A 14,695-nucleotide genomic window follows, 5' to 3' on the forward strand; every position below is an offset into this window, starting at 1 on the left:
CCCATCGGGGTGGTCGCTTGATGAGGTTGGCGTACCAGGCAACCCTGCGGAAGCCGGTGGGCCTCGCGGCCCTTCCATCGAGCCACCAAAACTTGAGGCACGAGCGACCAGCCACAGTGGTCCTGCGGAGGAATCTGCGGCTTTCGCCGCAGTGTTGCTTTGGGGCGCCATTCCAATCACCCCCTTTTTTAATGTGACAGAAAAAGTACAGCTCGCGCAGTTGGGGCTGACCTGATTGGGCGCATGCCGGTGGCCGTGCTCAGGTCCATGCAGTCGCGTAGCAATTGGTCGCCCTCGTTGTAGACCGCTTCGAACAGCTCATCGAATACGCCCATGCGGCGGGGCGTTTCCTTGTTTTTTCACTTGGATCGCTCCATGCCGGCCGCAGGCCAGGGCAGGGCAGGCGCGTGAGACCTTCACCTTGGGCCCAGTTCCAGATGATGGACCGCAGTGACATCTCCCGGTTGCCCTGGGGCTTGGCTGTGCGGGCCTTCATTCAAACAGGGCTTGATTGATGGGGTGCCATGCACGTTCAGCGGCACCACGCCCCGGCTCCGGTAGATGTCGTTTGGATGCAGCGGTGCGTCCGCAGGCTATGGGGCGGCTTTGATGGATTCTGATCGGGCGGCCGCACTCTGCTTGTCCCTGTTTGGCGGCCGGCCGTACATGCGGGCATATTCCCGGCTGAATTGCGAGGTGCTCTCGTAGCCGACGTCAAAGGCAATCTGGCTGAGGATCTTGCCGGTGGAGAGGATCAGGCGGCGTGCTTCGATCAGCCGCAGCTGCTTCTGAAACTGCAGGGGTGTCAGTGAGGTGATGGCGCGGAAGTGTTGGTGAAAGGCAGAGCGGCTCATGCCGGCGGCCGCCGCCAATTGTTCGACTGATACCGTCTTGGCATAGTTGACGCGCAAGATCGCCACCGCTCGGGCAACACGCCGTGCGTGACTGTCTGGCGAGCCCAGTTGGCGAATGGAGGGCCCTTGTCGGCCCAACAGCAGCCAGTGGTGAATTTCTCGGATGAGGCCATCTTTGAGCACGGCCAGCGACTCTGGGCGATTGAGTAGCAGCACCAATCGGCGAAGCGCGTCGTGCAGCTCGTCACGGGTGTCCTGCCCGCAAGGGCGTGCATGCACTTCAGGTGAGTGGGTGACCAGGTCGGTGATCACGGCAAGGTCCAGGTCCAACGCCAAGGCCAGGTAGGGGGTGGCCACGCTGGCCTCGCTGATTCGGCTGACCGTTGGGACATTGCCTGTGACGATCAGGGTCTCGCCGGCCGCATAGGACGATTCGCCGTTTCCCAGGCTGATTCGCTTGCAGCCCTGTAGCACCCAGCAAACCAAGGGTTGAGCCACGGTGTGCTCCAGTTCGCTGGGCGCTGTGCTTCGTACCAAATACAGGCCGCGCACGGGTGTCACCGTGGTCGTGGTGGCCTCGCGCTGCTCGTCGGTGTGGCGCCGGAGCGCCCGTATCAGGTCTTTGTCCATGGCGCATTTTGGCTGGGGCGTGGCGCGCAACCCAGCCAGTCTGGACATTCAGGCAAGGATTGTCGACGTTCCTGCACGTGCAGGCTTGGGCTTCAAGCCACAGTGGTGAACCCCATTCAGGAGATGCCCTCATGACCACGACCCCAGTCCCGGCGATTCAGCCTTCTTCACATTCGTCCATGGCCCCGCACCAGGGGGTTCAGGTCTTGGGCGAACAAGGATCGGAGGGTCGCAAGGCCTTCTTCATCCAAATCGAGGCCCGTCCCGGAAAGGAGGAGGCGGTTGTGCAGATGCTGCGAGACATTCGGGCATGCGTTGAATCAGAGCCGGCGACAGGGCCGTGGTTCGCCGTGAGGTTCTCGCAGACCCGTTTCGCCATCTTCGAGGCCTTTCCCGATTTGGCGGGGCGCCAGGCCCATGTCGACGGGGGTGGGGGCGACATCTTCCGAGACCTCGCCCGCATGAACGCGATCCTGGCCGGCGCAGCCCAGGTGCACCGTGTGGATGTGCTCATGAGCAAAGACCACTTTTCTCATCGAAACGAAATTTGATCTGTTCGGCAGAACGGCAGGGCCGCCTGCGACGCGCTATTGCCGAAACGGTACAACGAGCCGGATCTGCGTGCCGCCTGTGGCGCCGGTTCCGGTTTGGGTTCATTCGCGTGACGCGCCAGGGGCCACCAGCCCACGGCGTGGAATGGGGGTGGAAAACACAATGGAGGTTCGGGTCTCGCCGTACCCGTTGATGGACGATAGAAACTGCTCCAGATCTTGCAGGCTGCGGGCCACCACCGTGAACAGGTACGAGTCTGCGCCGGCCACATGCTTGCATTCCAACACCTCGGGGGCACGACGCAGCTTGTCAAGGAATGCCTTCTTTCCGGGCTGCGCCACCGTGATGCCAATGATGGCGCTCACCGGGTAGCCGGCCAGCGCCGGGTCCAGCTCTGCGGTCACCGAGCGCACAACCCCTGCATCCTGCAGCCGCTTCAAGCGTTCAACCGTGGCAGGAACCGAAAGCCCCGCAGCGGAGGCCAGGGTCTTGAGCGGCGCCCGACCCTCAGCTTGCAAGGCCATCAGAAGGGCCCAGGCCTTCGCATCCAGTTCAACAACGGATTCAGTCATATCTCGTATTCACCTGAAAAATCGACGATGAAATCCATTTTTGCCTGAATTCTGTTCTGGGCGGCTGCCGTGTCTCTTCAGAAAATCCTAGGCATGGACACACATCACACTTTTCCATTGATGGGCCTGTTTGCCCAGTCGATGCTGATTGGCCTTTCCATCGCCGCGCCCGTGGGGCAAATCGGCATTCTTGCGATCCAACGCACCTTGGATCATGGTCGCGCATCCGGTTTGGCCACGGGCCTTGGCGCGGCCTTTGCAGATGCCATGTACGGTGCGATTGGTGCATTTGGCGTGACGGGCCTGATGGCTTGGCTGCTTGGCTTGAAGCTGTGGCTGGGTTTGTTCGGCGGGGGCTTTCTGCTGTGGCTTGCATGGCGAATCGCCAAGCAGCCGCCTGCCCGGGGCCGCCATGCGGCCCTGCCCAAGGGCAGCTTGCTGCGCTACGTGTCAGGGACGTTCTTTTTGACGCTGTCCAATCCGACCACCATCCTCTCGTTCATGGCCGTGTTTGGTGCATTGGCGGGGGGTGCCCCCGTTCCATCGCCTTGGGTGATGGTGCTGGGGGTGTTGGTCGGCTCAGCGTTGTGGTGGCTGATCTTGGCAACAGGCGTGGCTTGGCTGCGTGACCGCTTTGACGCCCGATGGCAGCGGGCGGTCAACCTGTGCTCTGCAGCGGCGCTCGCTGCGATGGGGCTATGGCAATTGAGCCAACTCATTTGAGGCGGCTCATTGTGTGATTGGCCGTTGTGCCTGCGTATCTCGGCTCTCCAGGACAACCAGTTCGGCACTGTGGTCACCGCTGGGCCGGCACCGCGAGCAGAGGGCTGTACATGGCCTACCGGACCCTCGCTGAGGGATGGCAGGGGCCGTGGGCTAGACTTTCGATAATGGCCCTCACCGCGCTATGAACGGTGCTGTCAGAATGCCGCCGTTCAACGCCGTTGTCGATACTTTGCCAAATTGGGTTTCAGTGATGCGAATGTCGTCTCAGCATTCGCCCGCTCTAAAATCGAACCGCGCACTTCATGTTTGCGCGCATTCCATTCCCTCTTTTGCGACTCACTTGTCCCAAACACCTGCATCCATGCGCTCGGACTGGGTGATGCGCGCACAGCCGTCAGAGGGCCTCGAACGCATCGAGGCTTGGTTTCACGGCAAGGCTTACGCCATGCATCGCCACGATACCTATGCGATTGGCCGCACGCTCGATGGGGTGCAGAGCTTTCACTATCGACGCAACAGGCGTGACAGCCTTCCGGGCAACACCATCGTGCTACACCCCGACGAAGCACACGATGGCCAGGCGGGTACGGACGAGGGCTTTCGGTATCGCATGATTTACGTGGAGCCAGCACTTTTCCAGGATGTGCTGGGTGGCCGGGCGCTTCCGTTCATCGAAGGCGGCGTGACCAATGATCTACATATTGCGGCCGCAGCCGAATCTTTGCTGCAACGCGTATGCCATATTTATGAACCGCTGGAACAGAGTGATGCGCTTGCCGCTCTTGCGCATGCGCTCGCCGCGGCCTCTGGCATGCGACTGGCCCGGGGCCAAGGGGATTATTTGGCGGCTCGCCGTGCTCGCGACCTTCTGCACGCGAACTTCACGCGCACGGTCACGCTGGAAGAAGTGGAAATGGCGACGGGCCGTGATCGCTGGAGCCTCTCGCATGATTTCCGCACCTTCTATGGCACAAGCCCGTATCGCTACCTCACGATGCGACGGCTCGATGCAGTTCGGCGTGAGCTGCTCTCGGGTGCATCGCTTGCAAGTGCGGCGGCTGATGCGGGCTTCGCCGATCAGAGCCACATGACCCGCCATTTCCTGAAGACCTTCGGTCTTACGCCAGGCCGCTGGATTCAGATCGTGAACAACCGGCCTATCGCTTGAAGGTTCTCCCACGATCGTTCAATACGGCTCTCCGGCGCTTCAGTATTCTCTGCGGCACATCCACATGGAACGGAGAAAACGATGCCTACACCAACTCATTCCCCAACCGCACCTGCCTCACGCGGTCAATGCGAGGCGATCAATCTGGCGGGCAAGATTTCACTGATCGACGGGCATTGGCAGCCACGCGTGGTCGCAGAAATGAACGATTACCAGTTCAAGGTCGTCAAGCTCGAAGGTGAATTTGTTTGGCACAAACATTCTGATACTGATGAGACCTTCATCGTGCTGGACGGCGAATTGCGCATCGACTTTCGTGATGGGCCCTTGGGTGACGGCTCCATCGTGTTGAGTGCCGGTCAAATGGCCGTCGTGCCGAGAGGCGTTGAACACAAGCCTTGTGCGCCTGCTGAAGTGAAGCTCCTGCTGATCGAGCCTCGCGGTGTCGCAAACACCGGCGACGGCGAAACAAGTGAGCGCACCGTTGTGAACGATCAGTGGATTTAAGGCGCACGCACGCAGCAACAAAAGTGGGCAGGTGCATCATTTGGGCCGGCAAGGCGACGCCGAGCACATCCGACGCAAGGGCGGGGCGTTGGGGATGACGCAGCAGGGGCATGTACAAAGCCGCAATTGAGGCGCGTTGCTCGATGGAGCGTCGCCTGCCGAGATCCGTTCAAGATGCGATCCAGCGCAACCCTGTCGGGTGTTGGGTTCCTGACGACCCAACAAAGTCCATCTTGGTTTAATCGGTTTCCTTGGGGTGGTGGCTTTTGAAAAATTCCCCCACCATTTCTATGTAGACTGCTGTGATTGTTTCAAGTTCTTACAAGTTCACATCCATGATTCGTCCTTCCTTCAACCGCAACCTTGGCAAGGTCGCTCTTGGCGTTCTGATTGCGACTGGCGCACTTTTCGCCAATGCGACAACAGCGACTTTCAATACGGTGGGTGCCACAACGTGGACAGTCCCCGCTGGGGTGACCACCGTGAACGTCGTCGCAACTGGGGGCGGTGGTGGGGGCGGCTATGGCGCCGCGGGGGGGCATGGAGGTGTTGTCACTGTAGCGTTGCCAGTCACTGGTGGTCAGGTGCTCAATCTGTTCATTGGTGGCGGAGGAACAGGTGGTGTGACTACGGCACCTGCTTCTGCTGGAGGTGGCGGCGGTTCAACGAACATTGATGCCGGAACGGCCAATCAAATCATTGCTGGAGGCGGCGGCGGTGGTGGTGCAGTTGCTGGCGGGAATGGCAATGGCTCTGCTGGCTCGAATGGATCGGCAGCCACAGGCGGTGGGGGAGGCTCTGGCGGTGTTGGCGGTGCGGCTGGGACTGGGACAAACCCCGCCGCTGGGCTATTGAATGGTGTTGCCGGCGGGAATGGCAACGGTGGTGCCGGCGGGACCGGTGGTCACGGCGGAAATACTTTGACTCCAGGAGGTGCTGGCACGGGTAGTGGTGTGGGTGGGGCAGGGGCAGACGGTCCGGTGGTCCTTGGGAGTTACAGTGGCAGCGGTGGTGGCGGTGGCGGGTACGGTGGTGGCGGTGGTGGTGGTGCGGGCAACCCCAATGATTCTGGCGGTGGCGGAGGCGGGAGCATCGGCCCTGCCGGCGCGACTTATTCCGTGGCCACCAATGGCGGCTTGGTTACCGCCAACGGTGGAGCAGGCTCCGTAGTTCTGACCTACGCCGTGGCGGTGGCAAATGCCTCAAGCATTCCAACGCTCAACGAGTATGCAATGGTCTCGTTGGCGTCTCTTTTGGCTATGGGTGGGGTATGGACGGTGCGTCGGCGTAGGAACGCCTGAGCCCGTTTGGACCCGTTCAAAAGCGTGCTTGGCACGCTTTTTTTACGCCGAGTCTTATTCAGGATCGGCACCAGTTGGGCAGAATTTTTGTGCATTTGAATGGCTCTTGGGCACCTGAAGTTGTGGGCTGTCCTCCTTCTGGATAATCATTTGTATTTCTCGTCGGATGTGGCATCCGAGTGGAAAATCACAAGTGCGATGCGGGAGTGCTGCATTAATGATGACGGCATCTTCTCTTACCTGAAATTCCGTCGCACTTTCCCCTTGAAATGCGACGACTTGGACAGCACGATCAGTGCATGTCCGAGCCCCAACCCCTGGGATTCAGACCCGCCGCGAGGCCCTGCTCCTGAGCACCCACAGTCAGTGGAGCCTTGAGGCCCAGCGCGGCGTGGTTGAGAGCCCTGCTATTCAAAACCGTCAGGCGCTGCAGGCCTTCGTGGCCAACATGAAGGTCGCCCAGTCCCAGGCGAGCAGCATCGTGCAAGGCCTGGGACAAGCTGGCATGCTGGAGGCAGCATTGCTGCGCATGGCGTCGATGATCTGGGCGTTGATGGCTGCGGGCTGTTCCGTGGGCGTCGTGTTGCTGGGGGCACATCCATGAATCGGATGTGCTGGGCGGCTTCAAGCCAATCGCCCTTTAGCCGTTAAATTTTTTTGCCAGGTTGGGCAAATCCTGGGCTTCCTCTGGGGAATGGCTCGAAAGCGGGCTTCTATGGCTTGCCCACGTCCTGGCTGACCAAGTATGGCCCCAGCCCGGGCGCCGCCCTGGGCGGCATATAAATGTGCCCCCAATTTGGGAATTTGTGCCCCAAAATGTGCCCCCAAAACTCGCGGATGCAGGCGGACTTGTCTGGAAGAGTGCGGACAGCGCGAGAGCTGTTTTCAGAGGAGAAATGAAAAAGTCCGGAAGAGTTTGGACTCTTCCGGACTTGTTCGTGGTGCCCGGGGCCGGAATCGAACCGGCACGCCTTGCGGCGGGGGATTTTGAGTCTGGAGAGAAATCTAATGGAATCAACGATTTATTATGAAAATGTTCCGCTTTTGCAATTGTAGCTTTCGAGTGAGTAAGGCAAGAAGCGGAACGTGCTTTGGCCGCTGTCGAGGTCATCGCCAATCTCGATCCAAGTCTATGCGGATGAGGGACACTATCCCCAGGCCCATAGACTTTTTTCGGCTCCGAATTTTCTCTACAAGTTGTTCAAGGTAGTACTCGTAAGGGACTATCACTTGGGTGTACTAGTTGGCATTCGCGAAGTCTGCAATGCGATTGCAGACATTCTTCGATGTGATTAAGAGTAATGCCGACTGATATAGCGCTTATTCTCTATTGTCGGATGATTTCGTATCCACGTCTGGCGCAAGGGGTTGCGAGCTTTCACTTCACAAACGCGATGAATTGTTTGATTTCGGTGTCCGGATATCCATTGCTAAGGAATCTTCGCACACTCGGCTTAAAGCTCGGGGAAATTTCGTAAAAATCTCCAATGGTTTTTGATTTTATAAGAGTGAAGTAACCCTTCGCCACCAGTCTATTAAATCGGTCTATTGCGAGGCCTGAAACTTTATTGGAGTACCTGATGAAGTCTATTCTCTTGTCGATAAAGCGGTTGCCTGAATAGAACGATCCCAAGAATTTTTTAACCTCTCCGTTGAGCATCTCAATCGCTCCGACCATTGTTGCATGAGACAACGTCAGTGCGTCTTCGAGATCTCCGAGGGTGCACGTGGGTCTATCGAACATTGAAGACTTCAGTTCAGTACTTGTGCAACCTAGATCAGCGCAGTCTTCAAAGGTTGAGTACATGAAACTTGTATTTTGAAAGCGGCCATGCATTAGGTTGCGGTAGCTTAGGAAGTTAGACTGGGTGACGATAAGGTTTGTGAAATCAAGCGGAGGAAATGCTCCCTTGATGTGTAGGCCGCTCAGTGTTCGCACCGTACTCGAAGAGCCTTCCAGGCCAAAGAATGAAAGTAGTTTTGTGGTCGCTTGATCAATTGCGAGCTTCTGGGTCGAGAAATAAATCTGTAGTAGCGCAGCCATTGCTCGCCTAGCATTTTCATGGTCTGGACCTTCAGACGCGTTATTTCCTATTTGTTTGCGTAGTTCCGAGACCATAGAGGTCAAGGCTTTCTCGACGTCTTCCCGGTGCTCTGAGAAATAACGCTTAAGCTCCTGCGATTCTTCGCTATCTTGGCCAAGCCGTGCGAAGGCTCGTATTGGGCCCTTTTCAGCACTATTGCGCATGAGAGCACGCAGCATTAAAAGCACTTCGAAATAAGAGCTTAAGAATGAATACCGAAGTTCAATGTCGTCGCCGGTTTTTATTAGTAATGGATTTAATTCCAGCTTGGATGCAATAGAATCGGCTTTAGCATCATATAGCATATGCAGACGGTCGAGCATCTGCTTTCTGGGCCAGCGCCTACCATATTCTTCCACGAGTTCTGAGATCAGGTCGACAACCTCTATTGCCGACATTTCTAATTCATGACGTGTCTTCTCGCGACGCAACATGGAATGAACGATATGGTCAGTCAGTCTGTTGTTTGAAGGATAGGGCGTCGGATCCTCTGATACATCGAACACATTGCTCACCCCGCTCTTCAATCCATCAATGACGACGGTGGCACAAATATCAGCTAGGAATGGAATGATGCGTCCCTCTTGGTCACGGATCTCCTGCTCAGCTATTTGTCCCATTACTTTCTCTGCTAACGCAGAGGAATTGGAATAAGGGGCGAATCGCCGATTAACATATTTTCTGCAGCTTTCTGTATCAAAGCCCAGAAGTTCGCATGTCTCTATGCCAACTGCCTCGAGGGCAGAGTAGTCGGCAATGAGGTTGTTGCGTGTGGTTAACATTACATTTGAGCTGCCAAGCTGGTCATGCAATTGTTTGAGAGATTCCAGAAAGGTCTGGAGGTCAAAGCCCTCCTGAAATAGTGATGCTAATTCGTCTAGGCCATCGATGATTACAATTAGATTGCCACATACCACAGCTAGGTCGAAAGTCGACCGATCGAACAGACGGCCGTGTCCCTGCAATTTGGCGTAGATTTCATAGATGTCGTATATGGTATGAATCCGCGTATGTGCGATACCGTGCTCAGCGACGTACTTCTTGATCGACTCGGCTTGGATCAAGATCACTGATGATCGTAGATCATCTCGAAAATGAAGTTTCTCTGCCACAGAGAGGCAAAGTGAAGTTTTTCCCATGCCGCCAGGTGCAACAACTAAGTGCGCCGACGTCCGTGAAGGCTTCAATAGTGTGTCGACCATATAGTCGACAGCGGACTCCGCCTGACGAGGTTCTCCGGTCTCTGGGTCAAGGTATGAAAGCACCTGATTGGTGTAATTTTCGATCGGACTGGGAGGATCGATTGCCTTCAGAGAGGCATCGATGCAGTAAGTCCAGATGTATTCTTTGTATGTCAGTTCGTCCACGGCTGTTCTAAGCTTTGATTGCTCAAAAAGCCCCGCGACCAACTCTTGACCCGGTGCAGGCGCACGTGGACGTAGCACTGTAATATGTCTTGGTCGGATTTTGGCATTGCGAAAAGCCTCCGCAGCCCTCGGTATAATTTGACTGATGGTGCCACTCGGTAGCAACGCCAGAAAGTAGCTTATTGCTGGTGACTTAGTTTCCCATAGTTCGAACTTTATGCGGTTTACGCCGGAATAATCAGTTCCCTGTTCCGAATTTACGATTGCCCTCCGGTTGGGATGTGTTACCTGAATTAGTTCTTCGACTCGCGTGAAGTCGTATAAAGCATCCGGGATGCCAGTGATGCTCCGACGTTTCTTGGGGCGCTCGTACGCAGCCTGTCCTTGCAGGAGTCGCAGAAGCTCGTCGAGTTTGGTCGGAAACAAAACATCTTGAGTGAAGTCGATATGGAAATGCCCCTCGAGATAGCGAGGCGTGGAGTCCGGTTCGCGTTGCACAGTGATGATATTGCTACGCTTGTCTTTGAGCATGCCCTTCCAATGTAGATTGCTCATCAGGAACGTCTCGATGCCAACACCACCTATTCTTTTGTCAGCTTTAGTTTTGTAGGAGGATGTCGTGATCGCCACGACGAAGTCGACGTCATGAACAGCGTTCTCCATGAAAAAGTTCTTATCGATCAAGCTGTCGAGGTCGTACCCATCCCAGACTGTTGTGATCTCCTCGATCTCTTCTAGTGAATCCACGAGCTTCTTTACCCATGCACGATGCAGATCACCATCCCAGCTATAAGAAACAAAGACCTTGATTTTTTTCATGTTCTCTCTTTGTGGCGTATCTCCCCATTTCTGCAACAGCTCAGTGAGGAGATCACTATGAAAATTGGCTACTTATAGCGATAAATGTATCACTGCATCAGGCATCGGAATGCAGTGACATCTCGCCCATTGGTTGTAGTTCCACCGGTCAGCCCATGCTAGTCCCAATGGCTGGTTGAGATTGCTGTCACCCTTTGCAGTCTCCCGGATATAGCCATTCGGCCTTCACCGGCCTTTCAACACGCGACCTGGATTTTTTGAACGGAATGGGTACATGAGTGGGCACCGTTTTATCGTGCTGGTTTCAGCTTAGCCACGGCCCCATAGTGCCGCTGTGTCAGTCGCTTGTCGTCATGCTGCAGCAGTGCACTGGCTTCGTCCAATCCTCCCGCCAATTGAGCTGCCCGCTTACGCATGTCGCGCAGGACCATGCGCCGAATCTGGCGCATGAATTCGTCATCGTTGGCGATGGCCGCTTTGACGTAGGCCTGGTTTCGGGCTTGGTCATACCTGTACCGCAGCATGCCATGGGTCACACGCTTGCCGTCCATTGTGGACAGTAGGAACATGTGCGTGGCCTTGATCGATTTTCGGCGGGCAATCAGCCCAGGCAAAACTTGGCTGACGTTGAGGTCGTAGTCGGCCTCCTTGCCTGTTTTGCTGGCTTCCAGGCGCAGCGATTCTGTGCGCGGCATCAGCACATTAATGCAGTCGGTTAGGCGCATGCCAGTGGCTGTGCTGAGGTCCATGCAGTCGCGCAGCAACTGATCGCCCTCGTTGTAGACGGCTTCGAATAGCTCATCGAACACGACCATTCGGCGTGGCGTTTCCTTGTTTTTCCACTTCGATCGCTCCATGCCGGCCGCCGGCCAGGGCACGCGCGTAATGCCTTCGCCCCGTGCCCAGTTCCAGATGATCGATAACAGCGACATCTCTCGGTTGCCTTGGGTCTTGGCCGTGCGGGCCTTCAGATACGACTTGATCGCTGGCAGATCGACTTGATCCCAGGTGGAATCTTTGAACACCGGGCGTATGGTGCGCAGGTTCTTGGTGTAACCCTTGACGGTTTCCCTGCTGGTGTAAGTCGGTAGCACCTCTTTCTCCCATCGGGCAAAGGCCTCTTCGAGCGTTCCAGCGAGACGCGGCGCTTGGTTGTGGAGTTCATCCCATTTCTTGATGGCCTCGTCATAGTTGGTGCCCAGTGGCACGTCTGGCTCGCCAAGCAAGCGTCGATCGTAGAAATAGTAGGTCACCACACGTCCGCTTTTGCGCTTGCGCGTGTGTGACCTTAGGCGGGGGTACTTTCCAGTCATTTCACCAGAGCCAGGTTGATGCCGCGGGAAGGCGTTACGACTCGCCCGGAAAGCCATTCGCGAGTGTGGAAGCGGGACACGATCATTTGCCGGCCGCGGCGTTTGTATGGGATGCCATCGGCTTTCAAGACGCGCTCCTGATCATCGAGGCGGCGCACCCCGGTGATTGCCCGGACCTCATCTGGCGTCAGAAACTCGTTTTCCATGGTCCTCTCCGGTTTTCAATGGCAGGCATGAATCGATGGACTTCAACTTCCTTTTGGTTCGCGCGGTCCTTGAGTGGGGCTGCAGCCGGGTGGCCCCCGGCGCCAAGCGCGAAAGTGACTCGTTGGGTCATACGGCAGCCTCCGACCGCCCGCCGCGGTAATGCAGTGTCTTGCTCATCCGACTCGGCAGCGCAAACGCATCCATTGCCCTAGGCCGCCCATCAAAGGGCCGCAGCTCTGGGGCCTTGTAGGACTCGACAGACGCCCGGCAAGCCGATACCGGCTGCAGATGCGCCGTTTGGGGGGGGGCGGCGGGCGTCGGCACCGCCACCACCAGCGTGTGCGGCACCAGGTTGCCCTGACCATTGGCCACGGCGTTGACGGCCTAGAGGCCCCTCTTGGTGATGGCGTAGCGGGCTGGCCTGCTCATGTCCACGCGGGCCACCGTGCCGCGCTTGGGCTGCTGCCGGCTCGCAGGACACCTTGTTAGGGTGGGCTCGGCGTAACCTTCAGGGCGCAAAAAAGCCACCTCAATGGGTGGCTGTCGGTCAAAAGCGGAACATCACGTTGAACGGATGCAGAACGTTTCTTTGCTCTTACCCATCAATCGCACGTAAGTGCTTGATCTGTAAGTGGTGCCCGGGGCCGGAATCGAACCGGCACGCCTTGCGGCGGGGGATTTTGAGTCCCCTGCGTCTACCAATTTCACCACCCGGGCAAAAAAACGCTAGAACGAAATTATGGCACAGTGTTGGGCATGAATTACCCAACCATTGAAGATGCAGTCGGCAAAACGCCGTTGATTGCGCTGCAGCGCATCGGTGTGGCCGACAACCAGCGGCGTGGCAATGTGGTGTTGGCCAAGCTGGAGGGCAACAACCCGGCAGGTTCGGTGAAAGACCGGCCGGCACTGTCGATGATCCGCCGTGCCGAGGAGCGGGGCGAGATCAAGCCCGGCGATACCTTGATCGAGGCCACCTCGGGCAACACGGGGATTGCGCTGGCGATGGCGGCGGCCATCCGGGGTTACCGCATGGTGTTGATCATGCCCGAGGACCTGTCGATCGAGCGTGCGCAGACCATGAAGGCTTTTGGTGCCGAGTTGTTGCTGACGCCCAAGAGCGGTGGCATGGAGTACGCCCGCGATCTGGCCGAGCAGATGCAGCGCGAGGGCAAAGGCCGGGTGCTGGATCAGTTTGGCAACGCCGACAATCCGCGCATCCATTACGAGACCACCGGCCCCGAATTGTGGGAGCAGACCGGCGGGCGCATCACCCACTTCGTGAGCGCCATGGGCACCACCGGCACCATCACCGGTGTGGCCCGGTTTCTGAAAGAAAAGAACCCGGCGGTGCGCATCATCGGTGCCCAGCCCAGCGAGGGGTCGCGCATCCCGGGCATCCGCAAGTGGCCAGAGGCTTACCTGCCCAGCATCTATGACGCCAGCCTGGTGGATCAATTGGTCTACGTGTCGCAGGACGATGCCGAAGAGACCTGCCGTCGCCTGGCGCGTGAAGAAGGTATTTTTGCCGGCATTTCTGCGGCCGGGGCCTGCTGGGTCGCGCAAGAGATTGCACGGGGCTGCGAAAACGCCACCATCGCGTTTGTCGTGTGCGACCGGGGCGATCGCTACCTGTCCACGGGCGTGTTTCCGGCCTGACAGCGCAGGCCAACGCCGTTCAACACCGCTTGCCGATCGCCCGAGGAGGGGTTTCATGGCTGCAGAATTCCGCTTTTGTCCGCAATGCGCCACGTCGCTCGAATGGATCTCTCAGGCTGAAGACGGGGGCGACAAGCTCCGGCTGCGTTGCATGGCCTGCGACTGGACGCACTGGAACAACCCCACGCCGGTGCTGGCCGCCATCATCGAGTACCGGGGGCAGGTCTTGCTGGCCCGCAATGCGGCCTGGTCGGGGCGCATGTTCGCCTTGATCACGGGCTTCATGGAGGCCGGCGAAACCCCCGAAGAGGGCATTGCGCGCGAGATCAAGGAAGAGACCAACCTGGATGTGTTGTCGCTGGACCTGGTGGGGGTGGCTGATTTTCAGCGCATGAACCAGGTCATCATCACCTACCACGCGGTGGCCGAGGGCGAGATCAGCCTGTCGCCCGAGTTGGTCGAATACAAGTTGCTTGATCCGCAGGATGTGATGTGTTGGCCGGCCGGCACCGGGCTGGCCCTGGCCCAATGGTTGCGGGCGCGTGGCATCGAGCCGCGCTTCATCGAGTTTCCACGACGCGAAGATTGATCGGCCATGATCGCCATCCACCGGGCTGGTCCTGCGTAGAATTGCCCAAGACTGAGGAACCCAGATGGACATCCACAAAGAAATCGACACGCGTGGCCTGAACTGCCCGTTGCCCATCCTGAAGGCCAAGAAGGCGCTGACGGACATGCTGAGCGGCCAATTGCTCAAGGTGGTGGCCACCGACCCGGGCTCGACACGCGACTTCCAGGCCTTTGCCAAGCAGACCGGCAACGAGCTGGTGGAGCAGAAGGCCCAGGGCGACGAGTTCATTCACGTGCTGCGCCGCCGCTGAGCCGGGCACGTCGCCAAACAAAACAGCCACCCGGGTTGGAGCCCGGGTGGCTGTT

General features: G+C 57.7%; 15 protein-coding genes and 1 tRNA gene. 10 read left to right on the top strand and 6 right to left on the bottom strand.

The annotated features are described in order from the left end of the window. Positions 1-593 precede the first annotated feature (593 nt). On the bottom strand, positions 594-1,484 hold the full coding sequence (locus AC3WUT_RS15615) for an AraC family transcriptional regulator (RefSeq protein ID WP_492347995.1): 891 nt from the start codon (positions 1,482-1,484) through the stop codon (positions 594-596). A gap of 179 nt (positions 1,485-1,663) precedes the next feature. Between AC3WUT_RS15615 and AC3WUT_RS15620 the strand changes: the two genes are divergently transcribed. Then, positions 1,664-2,035, top strand: a complete 372-nt coding sequence (locus AC3WUT_RS15620; protein WP_492347996.1) for a putative quinol monooxygenase — start codon at positions 1,664-1,666, stop codon at positions 2,033-2,035. 102 nt (positions 2,036-2,137) lie between these two features. On the opposite strand, the gene AC3WUT_RS15625 is transcribed toward AC3WUT_RS15620, so the two are convergent. Next, a complete protein-coding gene (locus AC3WUT_RS15625) occupies positions 2,138-2,608 on the bottom strand; it encodes an Lrp/AsnC family transcriptional regulator (RefSeq protein ID WP_492347997.1) in 471 nt (156 codons plus the stop codon). Positions 2,609-2,701: 93 nt separating this feature from the next. Between AC3WUT_RS15625 and AC3WUT_RS15630 the strand changes: the two genes are divergently transcribed. From AC3WUT_RS15630 to AC3WUT_RS15655, 6 genes are all read left to right on the top strand, one after another. Further along, positions 2,702-3,331 (top strand): LysE/ArgO family amino acid transporter, encoded by a 630-nt coding sequence (locus AC3WUT_RS15630; protein ID WP_492347998.1) that lies wholly within the window; start codon positions 2,702-2,704, stop codon positions 3,329-3,331. A 364-nt stretch (positions 3,332-3,695) separates the two neighbouring features. After that, the gene (locus AC3WUT_RS15635; RefSeq protein ID WP_492348125.1) at positions 3,696-4,502 is read left to right on the top strand and encodes an AraC family transcriptional regulator; all 807 of its coding nucleotides are present in this window, start codon (positions 3,696-3,698) and stop codon (positions 4,500-4,502) included. An 81-nt stretch (positions 4,503-4,583) separates the two neighbouring features. Beyond that, positions 4,584-5,009 (top strand): cupin domain-containing protein, encoded by a 426-nt coding sequence (locus AC3WUT_RS15640; RefSeq protein ID WP_492347999.1) that lies wholly within the window; start codon positions 4,584-4,586, stop codon positions 5,007-5,009. A 675-nt stretch (positions 5,010-5,684) separates the two neighbouring features. Continuing rightward, entirely contained in the window at positions 5,685-5,864 is a 180-nt protein-coding gene (locus AC3WUT_RS15645) for a hypothetical protein (RefSeq protein WP_492348000.1), read from the top strand. Between the two features lie 335 nt (positions 5,865-6,199). Then, positions 6,200-6,310 carry an IPTL-CTERM sorting domain-containing protein gene (locus tag AC3WUT_RS15650; protein WP_492348126.1) on the top strand — a complete coding sequence of 37 codons (111 nt, stop codon included), beginning with the start codon at positions 6,200-6,202 and terminating at the stop codon, positions 6,308-6,310. Positions 6,311-6,605: 295 nt separating this feature from the next. After that, positions 6,606-6,914, top strand: a complete 309-nt coding sequence (locus tag AC3WUT_RS15655; RefSeq protein WP_492348001.1) for a hypothetical protein — start codon at positions 6,606-6,608, stop codon at positions 6,912-6,914. A gap of 774 nt (positions 6,915-7,688) precedes the next feature. On the opposite strand, the gene AC3WUT_RS15660 is transcribed toward AC3WUT_RS15655, so the two are convergent. The 4 genes from AC3WUT_RS15660 to AC3WUT_RS15675 all read right to left on the bottom strand — a co-directional run bounded on the left by AC3WUT_RS15660 (position 7,689) and on the right by AC3WUT_RS15675 (position 12,817). After that, positions 7,689-10,580, bottom strand: coding sequence for an SEFIR domain-containing protein (locus tag AC3WUT_RS15660; RefSeq protein ID WP_492348002.1), 2,892 nt, complete (start codon positions 10,578-10,580; stop codon positions 7,689-7,691). A 290-nt stretch (positions 10,581-10,870) separates the two neighbouring features. Next, positions 10,871-11,833, bottom strand: a complete 963-nt coding sequence (locus AC3WUT_RS15665; RefSeq protein WP_492348003.1) for a site-specific integrase — start codon at positions 11,831-11,833, stop codon at positions 10,871-10,873. A gap of 56 nt (positions 11,834-11,889) precedes the next feature. Next, positions 11,890-12,099: a DUF4224 domain-containing protein gene (locus AC3WUT_RS15670; protein WP_492348004.1), complete on the bottom strand. Its 210-nt coding sequence runs from the start codon at positions 12,097-12,099 to the stop codon at positions 11,890-11,892. 633 nt (positions 12,100-12,732) lie between these two features. Beyond that, positions 12,733-12,817, bottom strand: a tRNA-Leu gene (locus tag AC3WUT_RS15675). Between the two features lie 39 nt (positions 12,818-12,856). On the opposite strand from AC3WUT_RS15675, the gene cysM reads away from it, so the two are divergent. The 3 genes from cysM (at position 12,857) to AC3WUT_RS15690 (ending at position 14,640) form a co-directional block, all read left to right on the top strand. After that, positions 12,857-13,759, top strand: a complete 903-nt coding sequence (cysM, locus tag AC3WUT_RS15680) for a cysteine synthase CysM (RefSeq protein ID WP_492348005.1) — start codon at positions 12,857-12,859, stop codon at positions 13,757-13,759. A 55-nt stretch (positions 13,760-13,814) separates the two neighbouring features. Then, on the top strand, positions 13,815-14,348 hold the full coding sequence (locus AC3WUT_RS15685; protein WP_492348006.1) for an NUDIX domain-containing protein: 534 nt from the start codon (positions 13,815-13,817) through the stop codon (positions 14,346-14,348). A 64-nt stretch (positions 14,349-14,412) separates the two neighbouring features. Next, positions 14,413-14,640: a sulfurtransferase TusA family protein gene (locus AC3WUT_RS15690; RefSeq protein WP_492348007.1), complete on the top strand. Its 228-nt coding sequence runs from the start codon at positions 14,413-14,415 to the stop codon at positions 14,638-14,640. Positions 14,641-14,695 lie beyond the last annotated feature (55 nt).

The organism is Curvibacter sp. EU05-FHT14A10 (assembly GCF_058791075.1).

What these genes read in the sequence shown, in the direction of transcription:
- AC3WUT_RS15615 (WP_492347995.1), bottom strand. Translation starts at nt 1,484, where the DNA reads ATGGACAAAGACCTGATACGGGCGCTCCGGCGCCACACCGACGAGCAG.
- AC3WUT_RS15630 (WP_492347998.1), top strand. Translation starts at nt 2,702, where the DNA reads ATGGACACACATCACACTTTTCCATTGATGGGCCTGTTTGCCCAGTCG.
- AC3WUT_RS15690 (WP_492348007.1), top strand. Translation starts at nt 14,413, where the DNA reads ATGGACATCCACAAAGAAATCGACACGCGTGGCCTGAACTGCCCGTTG.
- AC3WUT_RS15670 (WP_492348004.1), bottom strand. Translation starts at nt 12,099, where the DNA reads ATGGAAAACGAGTTTCTGACGCCAGATGAGGTCCGGGCAATCACCGGG.
- AC3WUT_RS15640 (WP_492347999.1), top strand. Translation starts at nt 4,584, where the DNA reads ATGCCTACACCAACTCATTCCCCAACCGCACCTGCCTCACGCGGTCAA.
- AC3WUT_RS15625 (WP_492347997.1), bottom strand. Translation starts at nt 2,608, where the DNA reads ATGACTGAATCCGTTGTTGAACTGGATGCGAAGGCCTGGGCCCTTCTG.
- AC3WUT_RS15645 (WP_492348000.1), top strand. Translation starts at nt 5,685, where the DNA reads ATGCCGGAACGGCCAATCAAATCATTGCTGGAGGCGGCGGCGGTGGTG.
- AC3WUT_RS15635 (WP_492348125.1), top strand. Translation starts at nt 3,696, where the DNA reads ATGCGCTCGGACTGGGTGATGCGCGCACAGCCGTCAGAGGGCCTCGAA.
- AC3WUT_RS15620 (WP_492347996.1), top strand. Translation starts at nt 1,664, where the DNA reads ATGGCCCCGCACCAGGGGGTTCAGGTCTTGGGCGAACAAGGATCGGAG.
- cysM (WP_492348005.1), top strand. Translation starts at nt 12,857, where the DNA reads ATGAATTACCCAACCATTGAAGATGCAGTCGGCAAAACGCCGTTGATT.
- AC3WUT_RS15660 (WP_492348002.1), bottom strand. Translation starts at nt 10,580, where the DNA reads ATGAAAAAAATCAAGGTCTTTGTTTCTTATAGCTGGGATGGTGATCTG.
- AC3WUT_RS15685 (WP_492348006.1), top strand. Translation starts at nt 13,815, where the DNA reads ATGGCTGCAGAATTCCGCTTTTGTCCGCAATGCGCCACGTCGCTCGAA.